Source organism: Candidatus Eisenbacteria bacterium (genome assembly GCA_005893305.1).
Classification (GTDB): Bacteria; Eisenbacteria; RBG-16-71-46; order SZUA-252; family SZUA-252; genus WS-9.
The window spans coordinates 71,912-90,253 of record VBOZ01000009.1; the positions used below are offsets into that span (position 1 = coordinate 71,912).

Annotated in this window: 12 protein-coding genes; 4 read left to right on the forward strand and 8 right to left on the reverse strand. The window is 64.9% G+C overall.

The genetic code is table 11. The features are described from left to right. Positions 1-12: 12 nt before the first annotated feature. From E6K79_02785 to E6K79_02795, 3 genes are all read right to left on the reverse strand, one after another. Positions 13-2,211 carry a S9 family peptidase gene (locus tag E6K79_02785; GenBank protein ID TMQ66296.1) on the reverse strand — a complete coding sequence of 733 codons (2,199 nt, stop codon included), beginning with the start codon at positions 2,209-2,211 and terminating at the stop codon, positions 13-15. 184 nt (positions 2,212-2,395) lie between these two features. Next, positions 2,396-3,187, reverse strand: coding sequence for a VWA domain-containing protein (locus E6K79_02790; protein TMQ66297.1), 792 nt, complete (start codon positions 3,185-3,187; stop codon positions 2,396-2,398). A gap of 1 nt (position 3,188) precedes the next feature. Continuing rightward, positions 3,189-4,385, reverse strand: a complete 1,197-nt coding sequence (locus tag E6K79_02795; protein TMQ66298.1) for a hypothetical protein — start codon at positions 4,383-4,385, stop codon at positions 3,189-3,191. A gap of 211 nt (positions 4,386-4,596) precedes the next feature. Between E6K79_02795 and E6K79_02800 the strand changes: the two genes are divergently transcribed. Beyond that, positions 4,597-5,205, forward strand: coding sequence for a porin family protein (locus E6K79_02800; GenBank protein TMQ66299.1), 609 nt, complete (start codon positions 4,597-4,599; stop codon positions 5,203-5,205). A gap of 86 nt (positions 5,206-5,291) precedes the next feature. On the opposite strand, the gene E6K79_02805 is transcribed toward E6K79_02800, so the two are convergent. Together E6K79_02805 and E6K79_02810 are read right to left on the reverse strand one after the other, a co-directional pair. Continuing rightward, positions 5,292-7,244, reverse strand: a complete 1,953-nt coding sequence (locus E6K79_02805; protein TMQ66300.1) for a hypothetical protein — start codon at positions 7,242-7,244, stop codon at positions 5,292-5,294. A gap of 12 nt (positions 7,245-7,256) precedes the next feature. Continuing rightward, on the reverse strand, positions 7,257-7,790 hold the full coding sequence (locus tag E6K79_02810) for a hypothetical protein (GenBank protein ID TMQ66375.1): 534 nt from the start codon (positions 7,788-7,790) through the stop codon (positions 7,257-7,259). A gap of 111 nt (positions 7,791-7,901) precedes the next feature. On the opposite strand from E6K79_02810, the gene E6K79_02815 reads away from it, so the two are divergent. Next, entirely contained in the window at positions 7,902-8,996 is a 1,095-nt protein-coding gene (locus E6K79_02815) for a transcription termination factor Rho (protein ID TMQ66301.1), read from the forward strand. Positions 8,997-9,029: 33 nt separating this feature from the next. On the opposite strand, the gene E6K79_02820 is transcribed toward E6K79_02815, so the two are convergent. Beyond that, positions 9,030-9,893 carry a flap endonuclease gene (locus E6K79_02820; protein TMQ66302.1) on the reverse strand — a complete coding sequence of 288 codons (864 nt, stop codon included), beginning with the start codon at positions 9,891-9,893 and terminating at the stop codon, positions 9,030-9,032. Positions 9,894-10,760: 867 nt separating this feature from the next. Here E6K79_02820 and E6K79_02825 point away from each other — a divergent pair. After that, the gene (locus E6K79_02825) at positions 10,761-13,592 is read left to right on the forward strand and encodes a PEGA domain-containing protein (GenBank protein ID TMQ66303.1); all 2,832 of its coding nucleotides are present in this window, start codon (positions 10,761-10,763) and stop codon (positions 13,590-13,592) included. Positions 13,593-14,091: 499 nt separating this feature from the next. Then, complete coding sequence (locus tag E6K79_02830; protein ID TMQ66304.1) at positions 14,092-14,604, forward strand: CHRD domain-containing protein; 513 nt, start codon at positions 14,092-14,094, stop codon at positions 14,602-14,604. 419 nt (positions 14,605-15,023) lie between these two features. Here E6K79_02830 and E6K79_02835 read toward each other — a convergent pair whose 3' ends face one another. Then, complete coding sequence (locus E6K79_02835; protein ID TMQ66376.1) at positions 15,024-15,866, reverse strand: YncE family protein; 843 nt, start codon at positions 15,864-15,866, stop codon at positions 15,024-15,026. A 200-nt stretch (positions 15,867-16,066) separates the two neighbouring features. Next, on the reverse strand, positions 16,067-18,307 hold the full coding sequence (locus E6K79_02840; GenBank protein TMQ66305.1) for a tetratricopeptide repeat protein: 2,241 nt from the start codon (positions 18,305-18,307) through the stop codon (positions 16,067-16,069). Positions 18,308-18,342: the final 35 nt, after the last annotated feature.

The window sequence follows — 18,342 nt, forward strand, 5'->3', positions numbered from 1 at the left end:
AGGGGCGGCCCGCTACAGGCTGGGCCCCGACTTCCCCGCCGATTGCTTGCCTTGAATCGGCTGGTACTTCACGCCGAGGCGATCCAAGAGGAAGAGGAGCGCGTCGGCCTGCTGCTGGTCGCGCTCGGAGAGCGCGGTTCCGATACCGTGGCCTGAGTCGTAGCTCACGCGCATCAGGACCTTGTTGGGCGATCCGCTGGCTTGCAGCCGGGCGACCATCTTGTAGGTGTCCCACGAGGGAACGCGCGGGTCGTTCACGCCCGTGAGCGCCAGGATGGAAGGGTAGGTCTTGCCGTTCTTGACGTGGTGGTAGGGAGAGTAGCCGTACATGCCGCGGAATTGGACCGAGTCCTTCACCGTTCCAAATTCCGTCGTGTTGAACTCACCGTTGGGCGCAAGCTCGGTGCGAAGAACATCGCCGTAGCCCACGTGCGCGATCGCGGCTTCCATCACGTCCGGGTAGTGGACGACGGTTCCGTAGACGAGTAGCCCGCCCGCGCTTCCCCCTTCGATCGCGAGCCGCTCCTTCTTCGTATATCCCTCTCTGACGAGATACCGGGCGCACGCCGCAAAGTCATCCATCGAGACCTTCTTCGTTCCAAGCCGGGCGGCTTGGTGCCACTCCTCCCCGAACTCTCCCCCGCCCCGAACGCTCGCGTCGGCGTAGATGCCGCCCTGCTCGATCCAGGCCTTGAGGTCGGGTTGAAAATAGGGCTGCTCGCTGATTCCGTAGCTCCCGTAACCGTAGAGCAGCGTCGGGGACTGTCCATCGAGCTTGGCGCCCTTCTTTATGATGATGTTGATCGGGAGCTTCGTGCCGTCGTCGGCGGGAGCGAAGACGCGGCGCACTTCGCAATCGCTGAAATCGGCGGGAGACGATTGCGCGAGCGCGGTCGGCTTCAACTGGGTGTCGTTGGGGCCGAGCCGGTAGTAGGCCGGTGGATGCGTGTAGCTCTGGCTCCGGACCAGGACGTCATCGCCCGTCGTGCGCGCCGCCTGTCCGACCAGGGAGATCTCCGACATCGTCACGAGCCCCATCGCATTCCCGGACAGATCGTACACGCGGATCTGCGTCGGTCCTCCGATCATCTCGGTGACGTAGAGCCTGGAAGCGGTCGGCGTGTATCCCTCGATCGCGTTCTCCGTCTCCGGGACCAGGACCTTGGCGGCACTGAGCGTCGGCGTCGAGAGCGGGAGGCGCAGGATCTTCCTTCGGGGTGCGCCGGCTCGGGACAGCAGATAGAGCGCGTCATCCATCCCGAACTTCCCCTGCACGATGCCGTCCTCGAACCGCGTGACCTGGGTCCATGCCGCTCCCGGAGCGAGGAGCCAGTAAGAATGCTCGCCTCCGTCCCCATTGAACACGTCGGCGAGGATGGACCGGCCATCCGGGCTCGTGGACAGCTGGATCTCGGCGATCTTGGGGAATTCCTTCCCCAGCACGTACGGGTCCGCGCTGACCTGCGTTCCCAGCTTGTGAAAATAGATCTGCAGGTAGAACGGCAGGTCCGCCGCCGGACGCTCTCCCTCGCGCGGATACCGCGTGTAGTACACCCCGCTCCCGTCGGCGTTCCACGTCGCGCTGCCTCCCGCCGTGCCGCCGTTCACTCGGGGAATCACCTCGTCCAGGCGACGGCCCGTCGCGGTCTCGTAGAAGTAGAGCGTTCCGTCCTCGCTGCCCCCCTTGGAAAGGGAGACCGCGACGTACTTGCCATCCAGGGAAGCGGAATAGAAATCGATCGACGTTCCGCCCGTGGGGTCGATCGTGTTCGGATCCACGACCGGCCGCTCGGAGGCCACATCGCTCACCGATGTGAGGACGACCAACGACGGCTGCTGCTTCGGCGGCTGGTCCTTCATGAAAAAGTAGAGGCCGTTTTGGTACGTGACGGAGTAGTACCTGGGCGACTCGGAGTGGGTCAACGCCACGATGCGGTCCAGGATCGCCTTCCGCTCGGGGTGGCCGTCGAGCCAGGCGCGCGTGTAGGCGTTCTGGCCCTTCACCCACTTCGCCACCGGCGGATCGCTGACGTTCTCCATGTATTGGTAGTCGTCGGTGACCTTCTCGCCCCAATAGGTGTCGACCATCGGGTGCTTCGGCGCCTTGGGTGGCTCTGGACCGGCGGACTTCGCCGTACCGGCGACCGCGGAATTGAAGAGGCAAAGGAAGAGTAATGCCGAAAGCGCGGTGGACCCGAGTCGACGGGGCATGGCGGTTCTCCGAGGTTATGCGTGGGGGGTTCTGCTCAGGGAGGTAATGCTAGCAGACTCGGGCGGCCCCGACGGCGTTATCTCAGCACGACCGTCCGGCGGCCGCTCTCGAAGCGAAAGGCAAAAACAGAAGACCCCGGCAACGCTTGTCGCCGGGGTCCCTTGCAGCCTATGTGCTATCGCGTTAGTTCACGCGGCGCAAACGCGGCTGGAAGTCGACGTTGTCCTTGACCCACGAGAAGAACCTCTGCTGCTCGGCCGGCGATCTGCCCGGAACGAGCGTCTTCGGGCTGTTCCATTCGGTCATCACGATCGCGTCCTGCGTCCAGACCTTGACGCGCTTGCGCGGCACTTCGTCCCGCCAGCTCTTCGCCGTGACCGCGTCCGTGTAGAGGACGCGGAGCGTGATATTTCGGGAGAGGTTCTCGAGCGGCTTGAGCTTGATGCTCCGGAACTTCGCCGACCGGCTCATCCCGCCCAGGTCGGGCTGGCCGTCGGTGATCAATACGATCGATATCGGCTTCAGGATGAGCTTCTTCGCGTCGACCATCTCGGCGACCTGCGCGAAGTAGGCGTTGAAATCCGTGAACGGATTCTCCTGCTTCCTCGGGAAGAGGACTCGCAGCTGCGCGTCGATCTCCTCGATGCTGCGGTCCTGGAATGTCTGGATCGGGAAGAGGGTCTTCGCTTCGCCCTTCGTCACGCCGCCGATCGATCCGACGAACAGGGCATTCGGAATCTCCATGCCGCCGAGCCCGTTCAGGTGCGCGTGGATGTAATGCGCGAGGAATTCGATCGAGTTATCGAAATTCTTGCTGCTCATGAATGAGCCGCTGATGTCGACCCCGATGAACATGACGAGCCGGCCGGCCTTCGGGGCGTCCGCCGCGTCCTTGATGCCGGCGGGGACGTCCGCCGCCAAGCACGCCGGCGCCAGAAGCATCGCGATGAGAACCGCTATGGATACGCCGCGCATGTCAGGCCGCCTTCCTGGGGCGCGCGGTGCTGAGCTCCACGGCCAGGGATCGCGCATCCTTGAAGTCCTGAACGGAATGGAGCGGCAGCTCGAGGAGATGTCGATTGCCGACGAGGAGCGTGACGAAGTTGATCGCGGCCGCGACGACCTGCATCGGCGGCACGAGGAACGCGTCCAGGAGGCGCTGCCCTTCCGCGCCGACCCACTGGAATTCCTTCTGGAGCTGCCCCGTGAAGGTCTCGGAGAAGAACCTGAACCCGGGCTGAGCCTGGCCGACGATGTCCCGGTTCCCGACTCCCTGGCCCTGAATGATCGCCATCATGGTCGGGGTCCCGGCGGAGGCGAACAGGAACCAGGTCAAGCTGCGGAGGCCGAGCCAGGTGACGCCCGCGATCCCCAGCGTGCCGGCGATCCCGAGGTCGAAGTTCCCGTTGGCGTGCTGGGCGAACCAGGGCACCAGGGCGTCGACGAATTCCCGATACAGGAAAACAACCTCGACGAACATGGCGACCAGCTCGACGATGCCGATCTTGATGATCGTGGGCCAATCACGGCTTCGGAGCGCCGCTGCCCACGTCGATAGCACCGCGTAGCTCCCGAGCACGATGAACAACATGAAGAGGAAGAGCGGGATCCGCACCGCGGTCTCGGTCATCTCCGTTCCCGCGAGATTCGAGAGCGTATCGATGACGAGGGACGTCATCACGTAGGTGAAGATCGTCGCTTCGAACACGCACCAGAAGAAGGTCATCGCCACCGCGATCCAGGGAACGCCCGGATTGAGCACGTTGCTGCCGACGCTCCGGATCATGCGGATGGGCAACGCGATGATCTCCTGGATGATTGCCCAGGTGCCGACCAGGAGAACTTGAACCAGGCCCAACACCGAGACGACCAGCTGCATCAGGTAGCGGAACACGCCACCCCAGAAGGTGAAGATGGCCCGCGCCAGATCCCACCACGTGACGAGAAGGAGGCTGACGAAGGTACGCCGCTTGTGGCGCACGATGATTGTGGGTAGGCTGAGGACACTGGTCCAGTAGCCCAGGACGATAGCGCCGAGCGGCATGAGGAGAAAGATCCGCTTCAACACCTGAAGCCAGAGCGGGTCGCCGGCTCCCCAGGCGAAGAGAAACGCGATCTTCACCGGCTGCCAAAGCGCGATGGTCTCGATCCAGAATTGTGTCTCTAGGCTCATGGAATTTCCTTTCCGGTAAGGGCCCCCGATACCTTGGCCTTATCGGCGAGGCGCGGCAGTCTCTTTAGCGTTCCGCCGTCCGATTTAGAACGCCGGTTCCGCGGCCCCGGTACGTTACTTGCGCCTTTTTGTCGCGACTTTGGTGGTCCAGGAAGGTTCCGAAGCCGCCAACCGACTCGAAATCCGTCGGGTGGCCACTCAGGGGGGAATCATGAAAAAGGCAATCATCGTTCTAGCCGTCTTCGTGTTTTGCATCGCGTCTTCGCAGAATGCATCGGCCACTCCGGCCAAGACGACCAAACCGGCCAAGGCCGCCAAGCCGGCCAAGGTCCACAGGGAATCCAATTCTTCGGGCCTTGGATTGACCGCGCTCGGCGTGGAAGCCGGCCTGGTCGACCCCGAAGCGGCCGGCAGCACGATCGGCTTCGGCGCGTTCGCAAACCTCGGGAACATCGCGCGCGACGTCCGGCTCTCCTCGCACCTGGGATATTGGTCCAAGTCGGAGAACGCGTTCGGCGCGGAAGCTTCGATCCGGGACATCTCCCTCGGCGCGCGGGCCAAGTACATGTTCCACGTTTCCTCGCCGAAGCTGCAGCCCTACGTGGGTACGGGCCTCGGGCTCCACTTCTTCCACATGAAGGCGGGGATCCCTGGTTTCACGGTCGAGGATACGGTGACGAAGCTTGGCTGGGATCTGGGCGGCGGCGTGCTCACGCCGGTGAGCCCGAAGGCCGACTTGTTCGGTGACATGTGGTACACCGTCGCCGACATCAATGAGTTCACGATGAAGGTCGGGCTGGCGTTCCGGATGAATCGGTAGGGCGCCTCGCGGCAAGGCAAGACCTGACACTCGCAAATGAGGGACCCCGGTGGCAGCAAGCCGCCGGGGTTTCCCCTTTCTGACGGCTAGAGGGGCCGGGCCGCGCCCGAGGGTGCGTGGCCGAAGTAGATCGTGAGCCCAGCCTTGCTCATGAATCCGCTCCAGTCGATCTGTGACTTGGAGCCGTCGGCATTGTGGAGCGTGGCGCCCGCAAGCTCGACGTCCGTGGTCTTCGCGCGGCGGTAGCCCGCCCCAATTTCGGCGTGAAGCCGGTGCGTCAGTGGGATGTCGGCGACCCCGAGGGCGTGGAAGCCCAGGCCCGATCCATTCAATTCGGAGCTGTAGGCCTGGCCGGAGCCGGTCGCTGTCGCCTTCCCGCTGGAGACGTAGTAGCCCCCGCCGGCTCCCACCCCGAGTCCTAGCCGGTCACTGACGGGGAAAATGTAGCTTACCGTGCCGGTTATCGCCGTGGCGGGAACGCTCAATTCCCCGCCGTACGGAGTCCCCGCGAATACGGCCGACCCCGTGGTCTTGGCAAGCAATCGCGACCCGTCGAATGACAGCAAGATCCGCTCTGATGGCCAGAGGCGAAGGCCGAGGCCATATCCCCCGCCACCCTTGATATCGTCGGTCTCCGCTGTGCCACCCGGGAAGAAGTTGCCAGGGCTCGCGATCGCCTCGTTCACGTCGGACATGGAATACGTTTGGTAGCCTCCGAACGTCGCCAGTCCGACGCGCGCCGGCCCCCTCGATGAAGGCTCCCCTGTCGGTCGAATCTTCTGTCTGAGCCGGATCGGATCCGCGTAGACCGTGAGCCCGTCCCGATCGATCGTCGTTAGGAAGTCCGACTGAGGCACGGTCGCTCGGTCGAAGCGGACCCCAGCCGCGTCCCCCCAGTTCAACCCCAATCCCCAACCGGAGGTGCGGCCATGAATCGCGTTCTCCGGGTCGTCCACGCGGCCGCGCCGGATCGAAACGCTGTTCGCGATCGCGAGCTCCCACCCGGTACGGACCACCCTCGTCCTTTCCATGCGTGATCCGGTGCCAAGATCGTGCACTGTGGGGACCATTCGGTCCCAAGCTTTGCTCCATGAAATCAGGGGCGTCACGAAATCGAGTGCCCACCCAAACACTCCCGCCCGAAGGTGGCGGCGCAGCTCCCCCGGAAGGTCCAAGGCCATACGAGATGCCCATCCGCGCCGCGAGATCCTCGCCACCGGATCGGCCTGGGTTGGATCGCTGTAGGAAATCCTCGCGTCGTTATAGTTTTGCGTCGATCTGCCGTGGGTCACGTCCACTCTGACGGCAGCGATCCGATCTACCCCCGGGATGATGCCCGGATAGTCGATCGAGTTGTAAGGGGTGGCTCGGAAGAGGACTCCCGAGTCGTAGGTCGTTACCTTCGCGCGCGCGTCGCGACCGTCGAGCGTGACCGAAGCCGGTGCGAGAAAGACATCCGTGGTCTTCGTGGTCCGACCGATGGAAACGTCGCCGTATCGGGTAATGGAGCTGAAGCCCGGAATTCCAAAGGCCAGCCCGACAGTCCGCGCCATTTCGAGTGGGCTCAAGCCGATCCCGAACGATTCGATGTCTTCGTAGGACGTGAACGTTCCGATCGGATTCCCATCCACGTCGGTCGCCTCGCTGGTGCCGTAATTGAGTCGCTGGCTACCGACGCCACCAAGAGGCTTTCCGGCGAGGGAGATCGTCACGCCGCCGTACCCCACGAGTAGTCGCTTCGTCTTGAAGGACACCTTGGGAGAGAGGTCCGGAACCAAGTGCGTGCGGCCCCGCTCATAGCGGATGCCGTGTTGGTAGGGGAGGAGAGCGGGGTTCGCCCAGTAGTTCGGGTCCCCTCCCCAGATGACCGCGGTCGAAGCGCCGCCCATCGCCGATGCGCGGATGGAGGGATCGATCAGGAGCGATTGCGCGCCGCTCTCGGACTGTGCGGAGGCGCGCCTTGGTGATCCGCCGATCGAGAACAGCATGAATGCGGCGGTGCAGACGGTGATCGCCGATCGCATCGCTGAAGCGGTCAAGTCATTGCCCCTCTACCGTGCGAGTACCAATCTCCCCACGATCACTTCTCCACCTGGCATCACGAGCTGGTAAACGTAGACCGAGCTCCCGACCGGGAATCCGGCGTTGTTTCGGCCATCCCATGTCAGCTCTTGCGTGCCAGCCCCAAGGGTCACTGTGATGACTCGAACGACGTGACCTTCCATGTTAAAAATCCGCAGCGTCAGGGAGCCAGGATCCGGCAGCACAACTGGAAGGCTCAAGGAGACATCGGGAGTGACGGGAGCTGGGGCCTTGTCGACTTCGGAAGTGCTGGGGGATGGTTTTGTAATGTCGCCGGCGCCACAACCGGCCTGGAAGAGGACTATCGGAGCCAATAACGCAAGCGCTCGGCATAAGCCAGCGCAGGTGGCACGCACGGAGCCCCCCTTCCAACGACACCAGACGGTCAACGTAGAGTGTACATCCGGGGTCTCCCCCTCAGCAATGACCTGTTCCGCTGTCGCCCCGCTGGGGGTAGAATGGGGGTTCAGGGAGCCATCCCGCTTGCTCCCTCGCCACTCGATTCTCTACCCTGTCGTCGCCCGAAGGTCACATAGGGAGCCACCATGCTGCGTCGTTTGACAATTCGGAATCGGTCGTTCTAGGAGTCCAGCGGCCAAGCTACCCCGCGCCCCGTGCCCGCGACTGCATCCGGAGTTCTCGAAGTAATCAATCGGAGTGGCGGCTACCTCCGCGACCCGGCCCGTTCTTTCGAGCCTGGGCCGGCGGATGCATTTGTCCCCGACCTGATCATCAAACGCTTCGCCCTGCCGGCCGGCGCCCTGGTTTCCGGCCCCGTCCAACCGGGAAAGCAGGGCCCTCGCCTCGAAGACGTGGAGTCGATTTGTGGACTCTCGCCCGAGGCGTATCGCCAGCGCACGCCGTTCGCCGATCTCGTGGCCACGAACCCCGACCGGCGCTTCCGCCTGGGCGGAGGTGGAAACGTCTCGATGCGGATCGTGGATATGATCGCGCCGATCGGCCGCGGAACACGTGGACTCATCGTGTCGCCGCCCAAAGCCGGGAAGACGCAGCTGCTCGAGGACCTCACGATCGCGATCCACGCGGACGCGCCCGAGAATCGCGTCGTGGTCCTGCTCATCGACGAGCGGCCCGAAGAGGTGACGCATTTCCGGCGCAGGGTTCCGGCGACGGTGTTGGCCAGCAGCAGCGATCAATCCCTGTCCGACCACGTCCGCGTCGCGAACATGTGCATGGCCCAGGTGCGGTGCGAGCTCGAGTGCGGCCATGACCTGGTGGTGCTCGTGGACAGCATTACCCGCATGGGCCGGGCATTCAACTCGCATGGAACCGATTCGGGCCGAACCATGAGCGGCGGATTGGACTCCCGCGCGCTGGAAATCCCGCGTAAATTTTTCGGGATGGCGCGGAAAGTCGAGAACGGCGGATCGGTCACCGTCTTGGCGACGGCGCTGGTCGAAACCGGGTCGCGGATGGATGACATGATCTTCGAGGAGTTCAAGGGAACCGGGAACAGCGAGATCGTGCTGGATCGATCGTTGGCGGATCAGCGGGTGTTCCCGGCGATCAATATCGCCAAGACCGGCACTCGTCGCGACGAGCTTCTCTATTCCAAGGAGGAGAACGCCGCGATCAATCGCCTGCGCCGCCGGCTGCTGGACATGCCGCCGAGGCAAGCCATCCAAGACTTGCTGAAGGCGCTGGAGCGGTGGCCGACGAACGAGGAGCTACTGCAGCACATCGAATGAGCGCGGGCCCCTGCGCCGCCGGGGCCGTCTCGGTTACCCGCTTTTGGCGATGGCTTCGGCGCGGGCGAATAGCTTTGGCCGGCCCCATTCCGACGCGAGCGCTTCGAAGCCCGGCTTGGGCCCGCGATACTGCAAGTCGTCCACCTTCACAACGGGCTGGTCCGTCCGGAGCGTCGCGAGCGTCCGGAAAAGGAAGGCATCGTCCCGCCGCTCGCGAAGGGTTTCGGCAAGCCGCTCCGCGCCGCGCATCGTCACCTTCCAGTCGGCGGCCGACGCGGGAATCTTCTCGAGGCGCTGATACTTCGCGAGGACCCCGGAAGCAGCCTTGGGTCCCCAGCCCGGCAGCCCGGGATAACCGTCGGCGCTATCGCCCACGAGGGCGAGATAGTCGGGGATGGAGGCCGGTGGCACGCCGAATTTCTCCATGACGCCGCTCTCGTTCCGGACCTCGCCGGTTCGCCGGTCGAGCTGCACGACCCGATTGCCGCGAACGGATTGCGCGAGGTCCTTGTCCGGCGTGCAGAGGAACACCTGCTTGACCCGCGTGTCTGCCGCGGCAGCGGCGGCGGCCGCGGCGAGGGCGTCGTCCGCCTCCACCTCCACCATGGGCCACACCACGACTCCGAGCGCCGCGAGGGCGGCTTCCAGCGGCTCGAACTGCGCCCAGAGCAAGGGGTCGATGCCCTCTCCGGTCTTGTACCCCGCGTAGAGGCCGTTCCGGAAGGACTCGATGACGTGATCGGTAGCGACGCCGACGTGCGTCGCGCCTCCTTCGAGCATTCCGATGATGGATTGCACGACACCGATCACGGCGGCGGGCTCGCTCTTCCTCGCGTCCGGGCCGCCGTAGAAATGCCGAAAGAGCTCGTACGTGCCGTCGACCAAGTGGACGCGCATGGCGGAAGATCATAGACGAAAATGCGCCGGCGCCGGGAATTGGCCCCGGCAACCGGCGCTCGTGCCGAGCAAGGCGCCCGGCATTGCTCTGCTTGTTCGCCTACTTATCTATCGTGCTTGCCGTGGTGCCGCTCGTCGCGGCGAGCATCTCTCCGGTCCTCGCGGCGGTCTTCGCGCCGATCCTCGCGACGATCGTGGCGGTATTCATGGATCGCCTCGCGCCGCTCGGACTTGTAGTGGCCGTACGCGTGTCCCGGGGGCCAATCTCTCCAATGCCGGCGGTACCGGACCGGAACCGTGTAGACCGCCCTGGGCACATTCGAGTACTGGATGAAGAAAAATGGGCCGTTGTACGATCGCGCGCGATACCAGTTCACGCCGTCGCAGTAGTACCAGCGGCTCCCATAGCGATAGAGATCGTGGTCATAGTCGCGGACGTAGTAGACCCGGCTGTCCGGGACCACAACGACGTCCGGCTCGCGATGGAACACGATGTCGGTGCCGGGATATCGATCGCCGACGTGCAACTGGACGTCGACGCTCGTCCCCGCGCGGGCCGGCGCGACGGCCGCGAGCGAGCACGCGGCGACGAGCCCGGCGATGCAAATGGGCAAGCGTTTCATGGGTTCCTCCCTGGTTGGTTTCATGTCGATTTTGGACCCCCTGCCACCTTCCCAAATACGCAACACGCGTGCCAGCACGTCCAGCTGGAATCGAGCCGTTAAGTTATTGCCAATGTGTTTGTTATAGAGCGACCCGCTCCCCACCGGCGTGCCATCAGTGCGGTTCGCTGTCCCCACCTGTGGCGGACCGGCACCTTTCAGATCGCGGCCGTATGAAACTCACGCGGCCCGGCTGCCCCACTGGATGTACTCTGGCGCTGTCAGGGCTACCGTCGTCCTCAGCCAACACCGCTCATCGCAGGGGGGCATGATGAAGCTCGTGTGGTGCATTGCAGGAATCGTCCTTTGGGTCTCGATGCCGTTCGCGGCTCCCATCGCATCGGCACAGTCGGCGACGATCACCGGTACGATCGCCGACAGCACCGGTGAAGCGCTTCCGTCCGCGGTGATCCGCGTCGACGACACCTCCCTCAGGGCCACGAGCGGCGCCTCCGGTTTCTACCGGATCGAGGGAGTCCCCGCGGGGACGCACACGCTGCGCGCGGTCCTGATCGGATACAAGCCCGCGAGTCGTGAGGTCACCGTCGGCCCGGGCGAAACCGTGACCGCGGACTTCGCCCTTTCGCGCGCGCCCATCCTCATCCCGGCGACCGAGGTCGTGGTCGGATCGCGCGCCCCGCACACGGCCGCGGATGAGCTGGCGGTGCCTGTCGACGTCTACAATTCGGAAGAGATCGTGAAGCAGGGCGCGAGCGAGACGACTCAAATCCTACAGTCCCTGTCGCCGTCGATCAACTTCCCCCGCCAGAGCGTCACCGATGCGACCGACGTGGTGCGGCCGTTCACGCTGCGGGGCTTGAGCCCGGATCATACGCTGGTCCTGATCAACGGCTCGCGGAGGCACCAGACCGCTCTCGTGAACACGTTCGCCTACGGCACCGGCGCGGGGTCGAGTGGCGTCGACATGAACGCGATCCCGGCGAGCGCCATCGACCGGATCGAGGTCCTGCGGGACGGGGCGTCCGCCCAGTACGGCTCCGACGCCATCGCGGGCGTCGTGAACGTGGTCACGAGGAAAGGGCAATTCACGCCCTTCGTGAACGTGGCCGCGGGGCGATACACGCCGAAGGATTACCCGGATGACGGGACGACGGTGGACGTAAACGGCGGGTGGGGTCTGGCCCTCGGGTCCGGCTCGCTCGCACTCTTCGGAGAATTTCTCGACCGGCAGCCTACCAATCGCGCCTGGGCGGACCGCTTTGACACGAGCGGGAACGGCCTCGCCGATTCCGTCAACAGCGACGGGCAGGTCGTCATCAAGCGAAACCCCGTTCCCCAGCCAAACTATCACTGGGGAGACGGCCTCGAGAAAGACGTGCTCACCTACGGCGACCTTCTCTTGCCGCTGAATGGCGTTGCCTCGAGCCAGTTCTACGCCCACGGGGGGTACAGCTTCCGCAAGGGGACGGGTGACGGGTACAGGCGCTACGCCGACAGCGATCGGAACTGGCCCCAGATTTATCCGCTGGGCTATCTGCCGGAATTCGATCCGAACGTGAGGGACTACTCCGCCGTGACCGGAATCCGGGCTCGACCCGCGGGTTGGGCTGTCGATGCGGGCGCCTCGTTCGGGCACAACGATTTCGAGTACAACTTGCGTAACACCCTCAACGTATCCCTTGGACCGTGCCTCGACGCACCGTGCGCACCGGGAGCGGACAGCATCCTGGGCACCGCGGACGACCCGGGCATCCCGAACAAGACTTCATTCTTCGCCGGGCGATTGAAGCGTGACGAAACCATAGGGTCCGTAAACGCATCCCGCGCCATCAACATTGGACTCCCTTCCGCGCTCAACGTCGCTGTCGGCGCCGCCTATCGCCACGAGAAGTACCAAATCCAACGCGGAGAGTTCGCGTCCTATGTCGACGGCGGGGACACCACGCAATTCGGCGGGGACGCGCCTGGGGGCTCGCAGGTCTTTCCGGGTTTCGCGCCCTCCGACGAGGCGAAGGCGAGTCGAAATAACGTCGGCGTCTACACGGACCTCGAAACCAACCTCACGCCCAAACTCCTCGCGAACGCCGCGGGGCGGTTCGAGAACTACAGCGACTTCGGCTCGGTGGTCACCGGAAAGCTGGCAGCGCGCCTTCAGCCCTCGGAACGAATCACGCTTCGCGCGGCGGCCAGCACCGGATTTCGAGCGCCCGGCCTCGGCCAGATTCACTTCAGCAAGGTCGTGACCAATTTCATCGGCGGCGTCCCCGAGGAGATCGGGATCTTCCCGGTCGATCACCCCGCCTCGCGCCTGCTCGGCTCCAAACCGCTCAAGGAGGAGACCTCGGTGAACCTGAGCGCGGGCCTCGCCGTGAGCCCGCGTAACAACCTCACGATCACAGCCGACTATTTCAATATCAAGATCAACGACCGGATTCTGCTCGGAGCCACATTCGACGACGACTCGACGCTCGCGATCCTGGGGCGCGGCGGTTACTCCGGTATCGCCGGCGTCCAGTATTTTACGAACGGCCTGGACACCCGCACCCAAGGCGTCGACGTGAACGCCGATCTCCACCTCCCCCTAGGCGGGACCAAGAAGCTCGGGATCGCGGCCGGCGCCAACTACACGAAGAACAAGATCACCCGCGTCGATCCGCTTCCCGCCGTTCTCGCGAATTCGGCGGAAACCGGGCTGCTGGACGTTGTGACGCGTGTCGCGATCGAAGAGGAGCGGCCGGACTGGAGAGGAACGCTGACGGCCGACTTCTCGGACGGAGAGTTTCATGCGCTCGGACGGGGCTCCTACTACGGCCGCTTCGCCTCGGCGCAGCCAGGCTATTGCGACGATTGTCGCGAGACGTACGGAGCCAAGACGCTTGTCGACGCGGAGGTGGGATACAAATTCAGCTCGATGGATCTCTCGATCGGAGCGCGCAACCTCTTCGACACGTATCCGGACCATCCCCTGGACGACGCCAACAACAATGGCGGCACGTTCCCGTGGGCGGCGGCCTCGCCCTTCGGATACAACGGCCGCTACGTCTACGTTCGATCCGCGATCCCGTTGACGCGGTAGACGGCGCGTTCTCCGGCGGTCACTGACCCAGCTATGTGATGCTCCGTCTGACGGCGTGATCTTTCGACACCCGACGCGGAGACAATTTCTCTGAATCGCCGCACCGCGGCCGGCGCGAACCCCGCGGGAGCGACCCGAGTTCCCGATCATTTTCGTACGTGCGCGACCCTGCTCGCGCGATCGCTCGCGCTTCGAGGATGATCGCGTTTCCTTCCAGTAGGAATCCGGAAACGTGCGGACGCGGACGCGTGCGTCGTCGCGACGGATCGATCATTCGCGTACACTCTTCATCGCCGCATCACACCCACCGCTTCGCCGGGCGCTAATCCTTCCACATATATACGCGAACGTTTTTCCGCGCGGCACGACGTTTGCAAAGTCCACGCCCCGGAACTCGCGGGCTCCGATCTCGCGGACTCACGAGGTTCCGATCGACGAAAGGCCGCTGAACCCGGCGTAATCATTCGATCGAGAAGATCGGTTGGTTCAAGGAGGAACAATGTCTCGAATCCGCAATCTCGGTTTGGTAGTTGCAACCTTGCTCTTGGTTGGTGTGCCGCTCATGGCTCATGCCGAAACGAAGGTGTTCAGGGCTCACTTAACCGGAGACCAAGTGGTGCCGGCGAGGGTGACCCAGGCCAACGGGCAGGCACACTTCGCGGTCAGCCAGGATCAGGCTCAGGTGGAGTTCCGCGTCACCGTGACGAACATTGAGAACGTTGTTGCGGCTCACATCTTCCTCGGCGCGCCCGGAGAGAATGGGGCGATCGTCGCGACCCTCTACGGGCCCGTTGCGCCAGCCGGCGGCAAGAAGACCGGCGTTCTGGCAACGGGAACGATCACCGCTTCGAACCTCGTCGGCAGCCTTGCTGGCCGGCCGATGTCCGAGCTGATCGCCGCTATGAAGGCCGGCACCGCGTACGTGAGCGTTCTCACGGACGACGGCCAGGGAGCGCCGGATGAGAAGCCGGGCGATTTCTCGACCGGAGAGATCCGCGGTCAGATCCAGTAAGTAGGAGCGAGCTGAAGTTGCAGCGATCAGCAGCCAACTGAAGTAAGACAGATACTCTTCCGGGTTCGAAGGCCACCCAGCTCCGGCGGCGTATGCCGTCGGGGCTGGGCTTTTGCTAGATCCCGCAGGCCCACAAATGCTGCGGGGCGGTCACCAGAACTTCCGGTGACCGCCCCACCATGCGCCACAGCCGACATCGTCGCCGGTTCGACCCGTTGCACGGTTCGTTCGCATAGCAGGACAATCCGTCTTCCCGTGTTTGCGTCGCCCCATGCGAGCGTGCCAGGGGTGGGTATGGCCTTAGTCATCCCCAACCCCTCGATGATGATAAATCGTCTTGGATTCCGGCGCCATCGGTGCGACTCGGATTCCCGAGTAAGAGAATCACCTACTGGAGCGCTGCGGGGTCCCCCGCCTGGTCACTCCCCGTAGACGAGCAACACGAAGCTCCCCGGCAAGACAGGGCCCCGCGGATGGGGGCGCTCCGGCGTGGGCGCGGGCGGTGGACCGAAATTCGCGCTCACCAGGAGCACGCGGTGCGACTTCTCATCCAACGCCATGGTCCGCGCGCCGGGCTGGGTTGCCACGTTTTCGAGGACGCGGATACTGTCCGGGCTCTCTTCCTGAACCACCGTCAGGCTACCCACGCCGTTTGAGCTGTATGCCCTCCGCGTCGCCGGATCGAAGCCCGCCGCGTCCACGCCGCGCCCGATCGGCAACGATGCGATCACCCGGCCGTTCTCCGAGTCCATGACGATCATCAGACTGTCGGCGCACACCGCGAACAGCCTGTGGCGCTCCCGGTCGATCGCGAGCCCTGTGGGCTCTGTGCCGGGCCAGAGGGGCCAGCGCGCGACCGGCTTCAGGGTACGGGTGTCCAGGACCTGGACGGCGGAGCTGTCCTCGAGGTTGACGAACAAGCGGCCCCGGCCGTCGGTCACGGCGAACTCGGGGCGTCCACCGAGGGGAACGGTGCCGACAACCTTGCCCTGTGCCGCATCGATCGCCGTGGCGTCGTCACTACCGACGTTCATGGTGAAGACACGGCCGGACGCCGAATCGTACGCGATGGCGTCCGGACGAATGCCGGTTACGACCCGGCCGATTTGCCTGAGCGTTCGGATGTCGAAAATCGTAGCGCTGGTGTCGCCTCCATTTGTGGTGAATCCGCGCCCCAGGTCATGGGCGATGGCGACGCCGTGCACGCCCGGCGTGTTGGGGATCTCGGCGATGAGCTTGTAGCTATCCGCATCGATCACCATGACCCGGTTGGACCGGGCGACGTAGAGTCTCCGGCCGTCCCCGTCGAGCGAGAGCAGATCCCACCCTCCTTCTCCCCCGAGGACGACCCTCTGGAGCAAGTGCGTGGCTGAGGCGGCCGCCGCCGGGCCAGAGAGCAGAGCGAGAGCAGCGATGATCGCGAATCGGGTGCGCCAAGCCGGAACCCGCACGAAATACCTCCTCAGACGGCGTCGAGTCCTACCCGCCGCACCAGGGCCTTGAAGCGCGGGTCCTGACGGATCGGATCGATGCGCGGGTGGACACGAAGGAAAATGAGCCCGGTGGCGTGCTCCTCGACCGCCACATCGAGCCACCGGTAGGCCTCGTCCACGTCGCCCAGGCTCGAGTGGAGCGCGGCGATGCCCCACGCCGAAACCACGCGGTGCGAGCGAGCCTCGATCAGCTCTTGGAGGATGCGTCGCGCCGCGGCCGCGTTTCCGCTGCTCGCCTCGAGGTGGGCGAGACCGAACGACGGTCCCGCCACGCCGCCGCTCAACCGCCGGCCCTCCTCGTACTCCTTGCGGGCCTCGTCGAACCGACCAAGCGCTTCGAGAGTGCGGGCAAGATCGGTGTGGGCGCCGTCGAAGCGGGGATCGAGCTCGACCGCCTTTCGGTAGTAGACGAGCGAGCGCTCGTATTCGCGTGCGTAGTAATAGGCGTCCCCGACCGTCGTGTGTATCAGCATCGACAAGGGGTCGAGGCTGAGCGCCTTGAGCATTGCCTCCTGCGCCTCGCGATGGCGCTCCACGCAGTAGTAGACGCGACCGAGGCCGGTGCACGCGCTCGTCAGGCCGGGATTCACCTCGACCGCGCGCTGCCAGGAACGGATCGCGGCGGGGAGATCCATCTCGTTCGCCGCGATGGAACCCAGCGCCGCATGGGCCTCGGCGAGAGAATCATCCAGCTCGAGTGCCTTCATCGCGGCCTCCCGGGCTTGCGCATTCGCCTCGACGGGCAGAGCCATGCCTCGGTTGGCGCGAACCATGTGGCAGCCCGCGATCCCCGCCCACGCGGGAGCGTAGATCGGGTCCAACTCCAGCGCGCGATGGTAGTACCGCAGGGCCAGCTCGATCGCCTGCGGGGAGGCGGCAGCGGCCGTGTGGCGGCCTCTCAGGTACTCGACATGAGCCTCGGGGTTCACCGGGCGTCGTTTCGCGAGCTGCGTTGCCTCGCGCGGCGTCACCTGGACCGCGATCTCCTTCGCCACGCTCTCCGCGACACGGCTCTGCAGATCGAGCACGTCCTCGATCTCGCCGTCATAGCGGTCCGCCCACAGCGTCTCGTCCGCCCTGGCCGAGACGAGCCTCACCGAGACGCGCACTCGCTTGCCGACCAATAGCGCCGATCCCTCGAGGATCGCGTCCACGCTCAGCTCACGCGCGATCTCGGGAAGCGCTTTCTGGATCCCCTTGTACTTCATGGCCGACGTGCGCGAGATCACCCGCAGCGCCTTGAGTCCCGCGAGCTCCGAGATCAGCGCCTCGGTCATGCCGTCGGCGAAGTACTCCTGGGCCGGATCGCGGGAGACGTTCTCGAGCGGTAGCACGGCCAGCGAGCGGATGACCTGCCGCGCCGGCTCCGCATCGACGCCGCGCGCCGCCGGCTCGCGGACCCGTCGCAGCATCTGGCCCACGGCCCCCGCGGAGGCGGGACGCAGCGCGGGGTCCTTGCTCAGGCAACCCTCGATCAGGCGGTCGAGCTCCGTCGGCGCGTCGGAGCGAAGCGAGCGCACCGGGCGCGAGGCCCCGTGCAGGATCTCGAACATCAACGCCTCGGGCCGATCCCGCTCGAAGGGCCGCCGTCCGGTGGCCATCTCGTAGAGCAACACCCCGAACGAATAGATATCCGTGCGGGAATCGTCCGCGTCGCCGCGCAACTGCTCGGGCGCCATGTACGAGAGCGAGCCGAAGATCGTGCCCGCCTTCGTCAGGTTGGTCACGGTGTTCGATGCGTTGAGGAGACCCGCGAGGCCGAAGTCGAGGATCTTCGCGGTTCCGGAGGTGGTCAGCACGATGTTGCCGGGTTTCAGGTCGCGGTGCAGAATCCCGCGCCGGTGGGCGTCGTCAAGGGCATCGGCGATCTCCGCTCCGATTCGGATCACCTCGTCGAGATCGAGCGGGCCTGTTCGTAGCCGCGACTCGAGCGTCCCGCCCGGGACATATTCCATGACCAGGAAGTCCACGCCGTCCTGGGTGTCGAAATCGAAGATTGTCGCGACGCCGGGGTGGGACAGGCGGGAGAGGGCGTGCGCCTCGCGGCGAAAACGCTCGCGAGCGGCCGGGTCCGCGAGCGAGCCGCGCAGGAGCACCTTGACCGCTACGTCGCGGTCGAGGTGGAGGTCGTGCCCGCGGTACACCTCGCCCATGCCGCCGGCCCCAAGCGGCTCGAGAATGCGGTAGTGGGAGAGCTGTTGGCCGATCACCCTTCGAGGATACGACGAACCCGAACGAACGTCTT

Excerpts from the sequence above, each read along its gene's own strand:
- E6K79_02785 (TMQ66296.1), bottom strand. The coding sequence starts at position 2,211 with ATGCCCCGTCGACTCGGGTCCACCGCGCTTTCGGCATTACTCTTCCTT.
- E6K79_02790 (TMQ66297.1), bottom strand. The coding sequence starts at position 3,187 with ATGCGCGGCGTATCCATAGCGGTTCTCATCGCGATGCTTCTGGCGCCG.
- E6K79_02795 (TMQ66298.1), bottom strand. The coding sequence starts at position 4,385 with ATGAGCCTAGAGACACAATTCTGGATCGAGACCATCGCGCTTTGGCAG.
- E6K79_02800 (TMQ66299.1), top strand. The coding sequence starts at position 4,597 with ATGAAAAAGGCAATCATCGTTCTAGCCGTCTTCGTGTTTTGCATCGCG.
- E6K79_02820 (TMQ66302.1), bottom strand. The coding sequence starts at position 9,893 with ATGCGCGTCCACTTGGTCGACGGCACGTACGAGCTCTTTCGGCATTTC.
- E6K79_02825 (TMQ66303.1), top strand. The coding sequence starts at position 10,761 with ATGTACTCTGGCGCTGTCAGGGCTACCGTCGTCCTCAGCCAACACCGC.
- E6K79_02830 (TMQ66304.1), top strand. The coding sequence starts at position 14,092 with ATGTCTCGAATCCGCAATCTCGGTTTGGTAGTTGCAACCTTGCTCTTG.
- E6K79_02835 (TMQ66376.1), bottom strand. The coding sequence starts at position 15,866 with ATGGTGATCGATGCGGATAGCTACAAGCTCATCGCCGAGATCCCCAAC.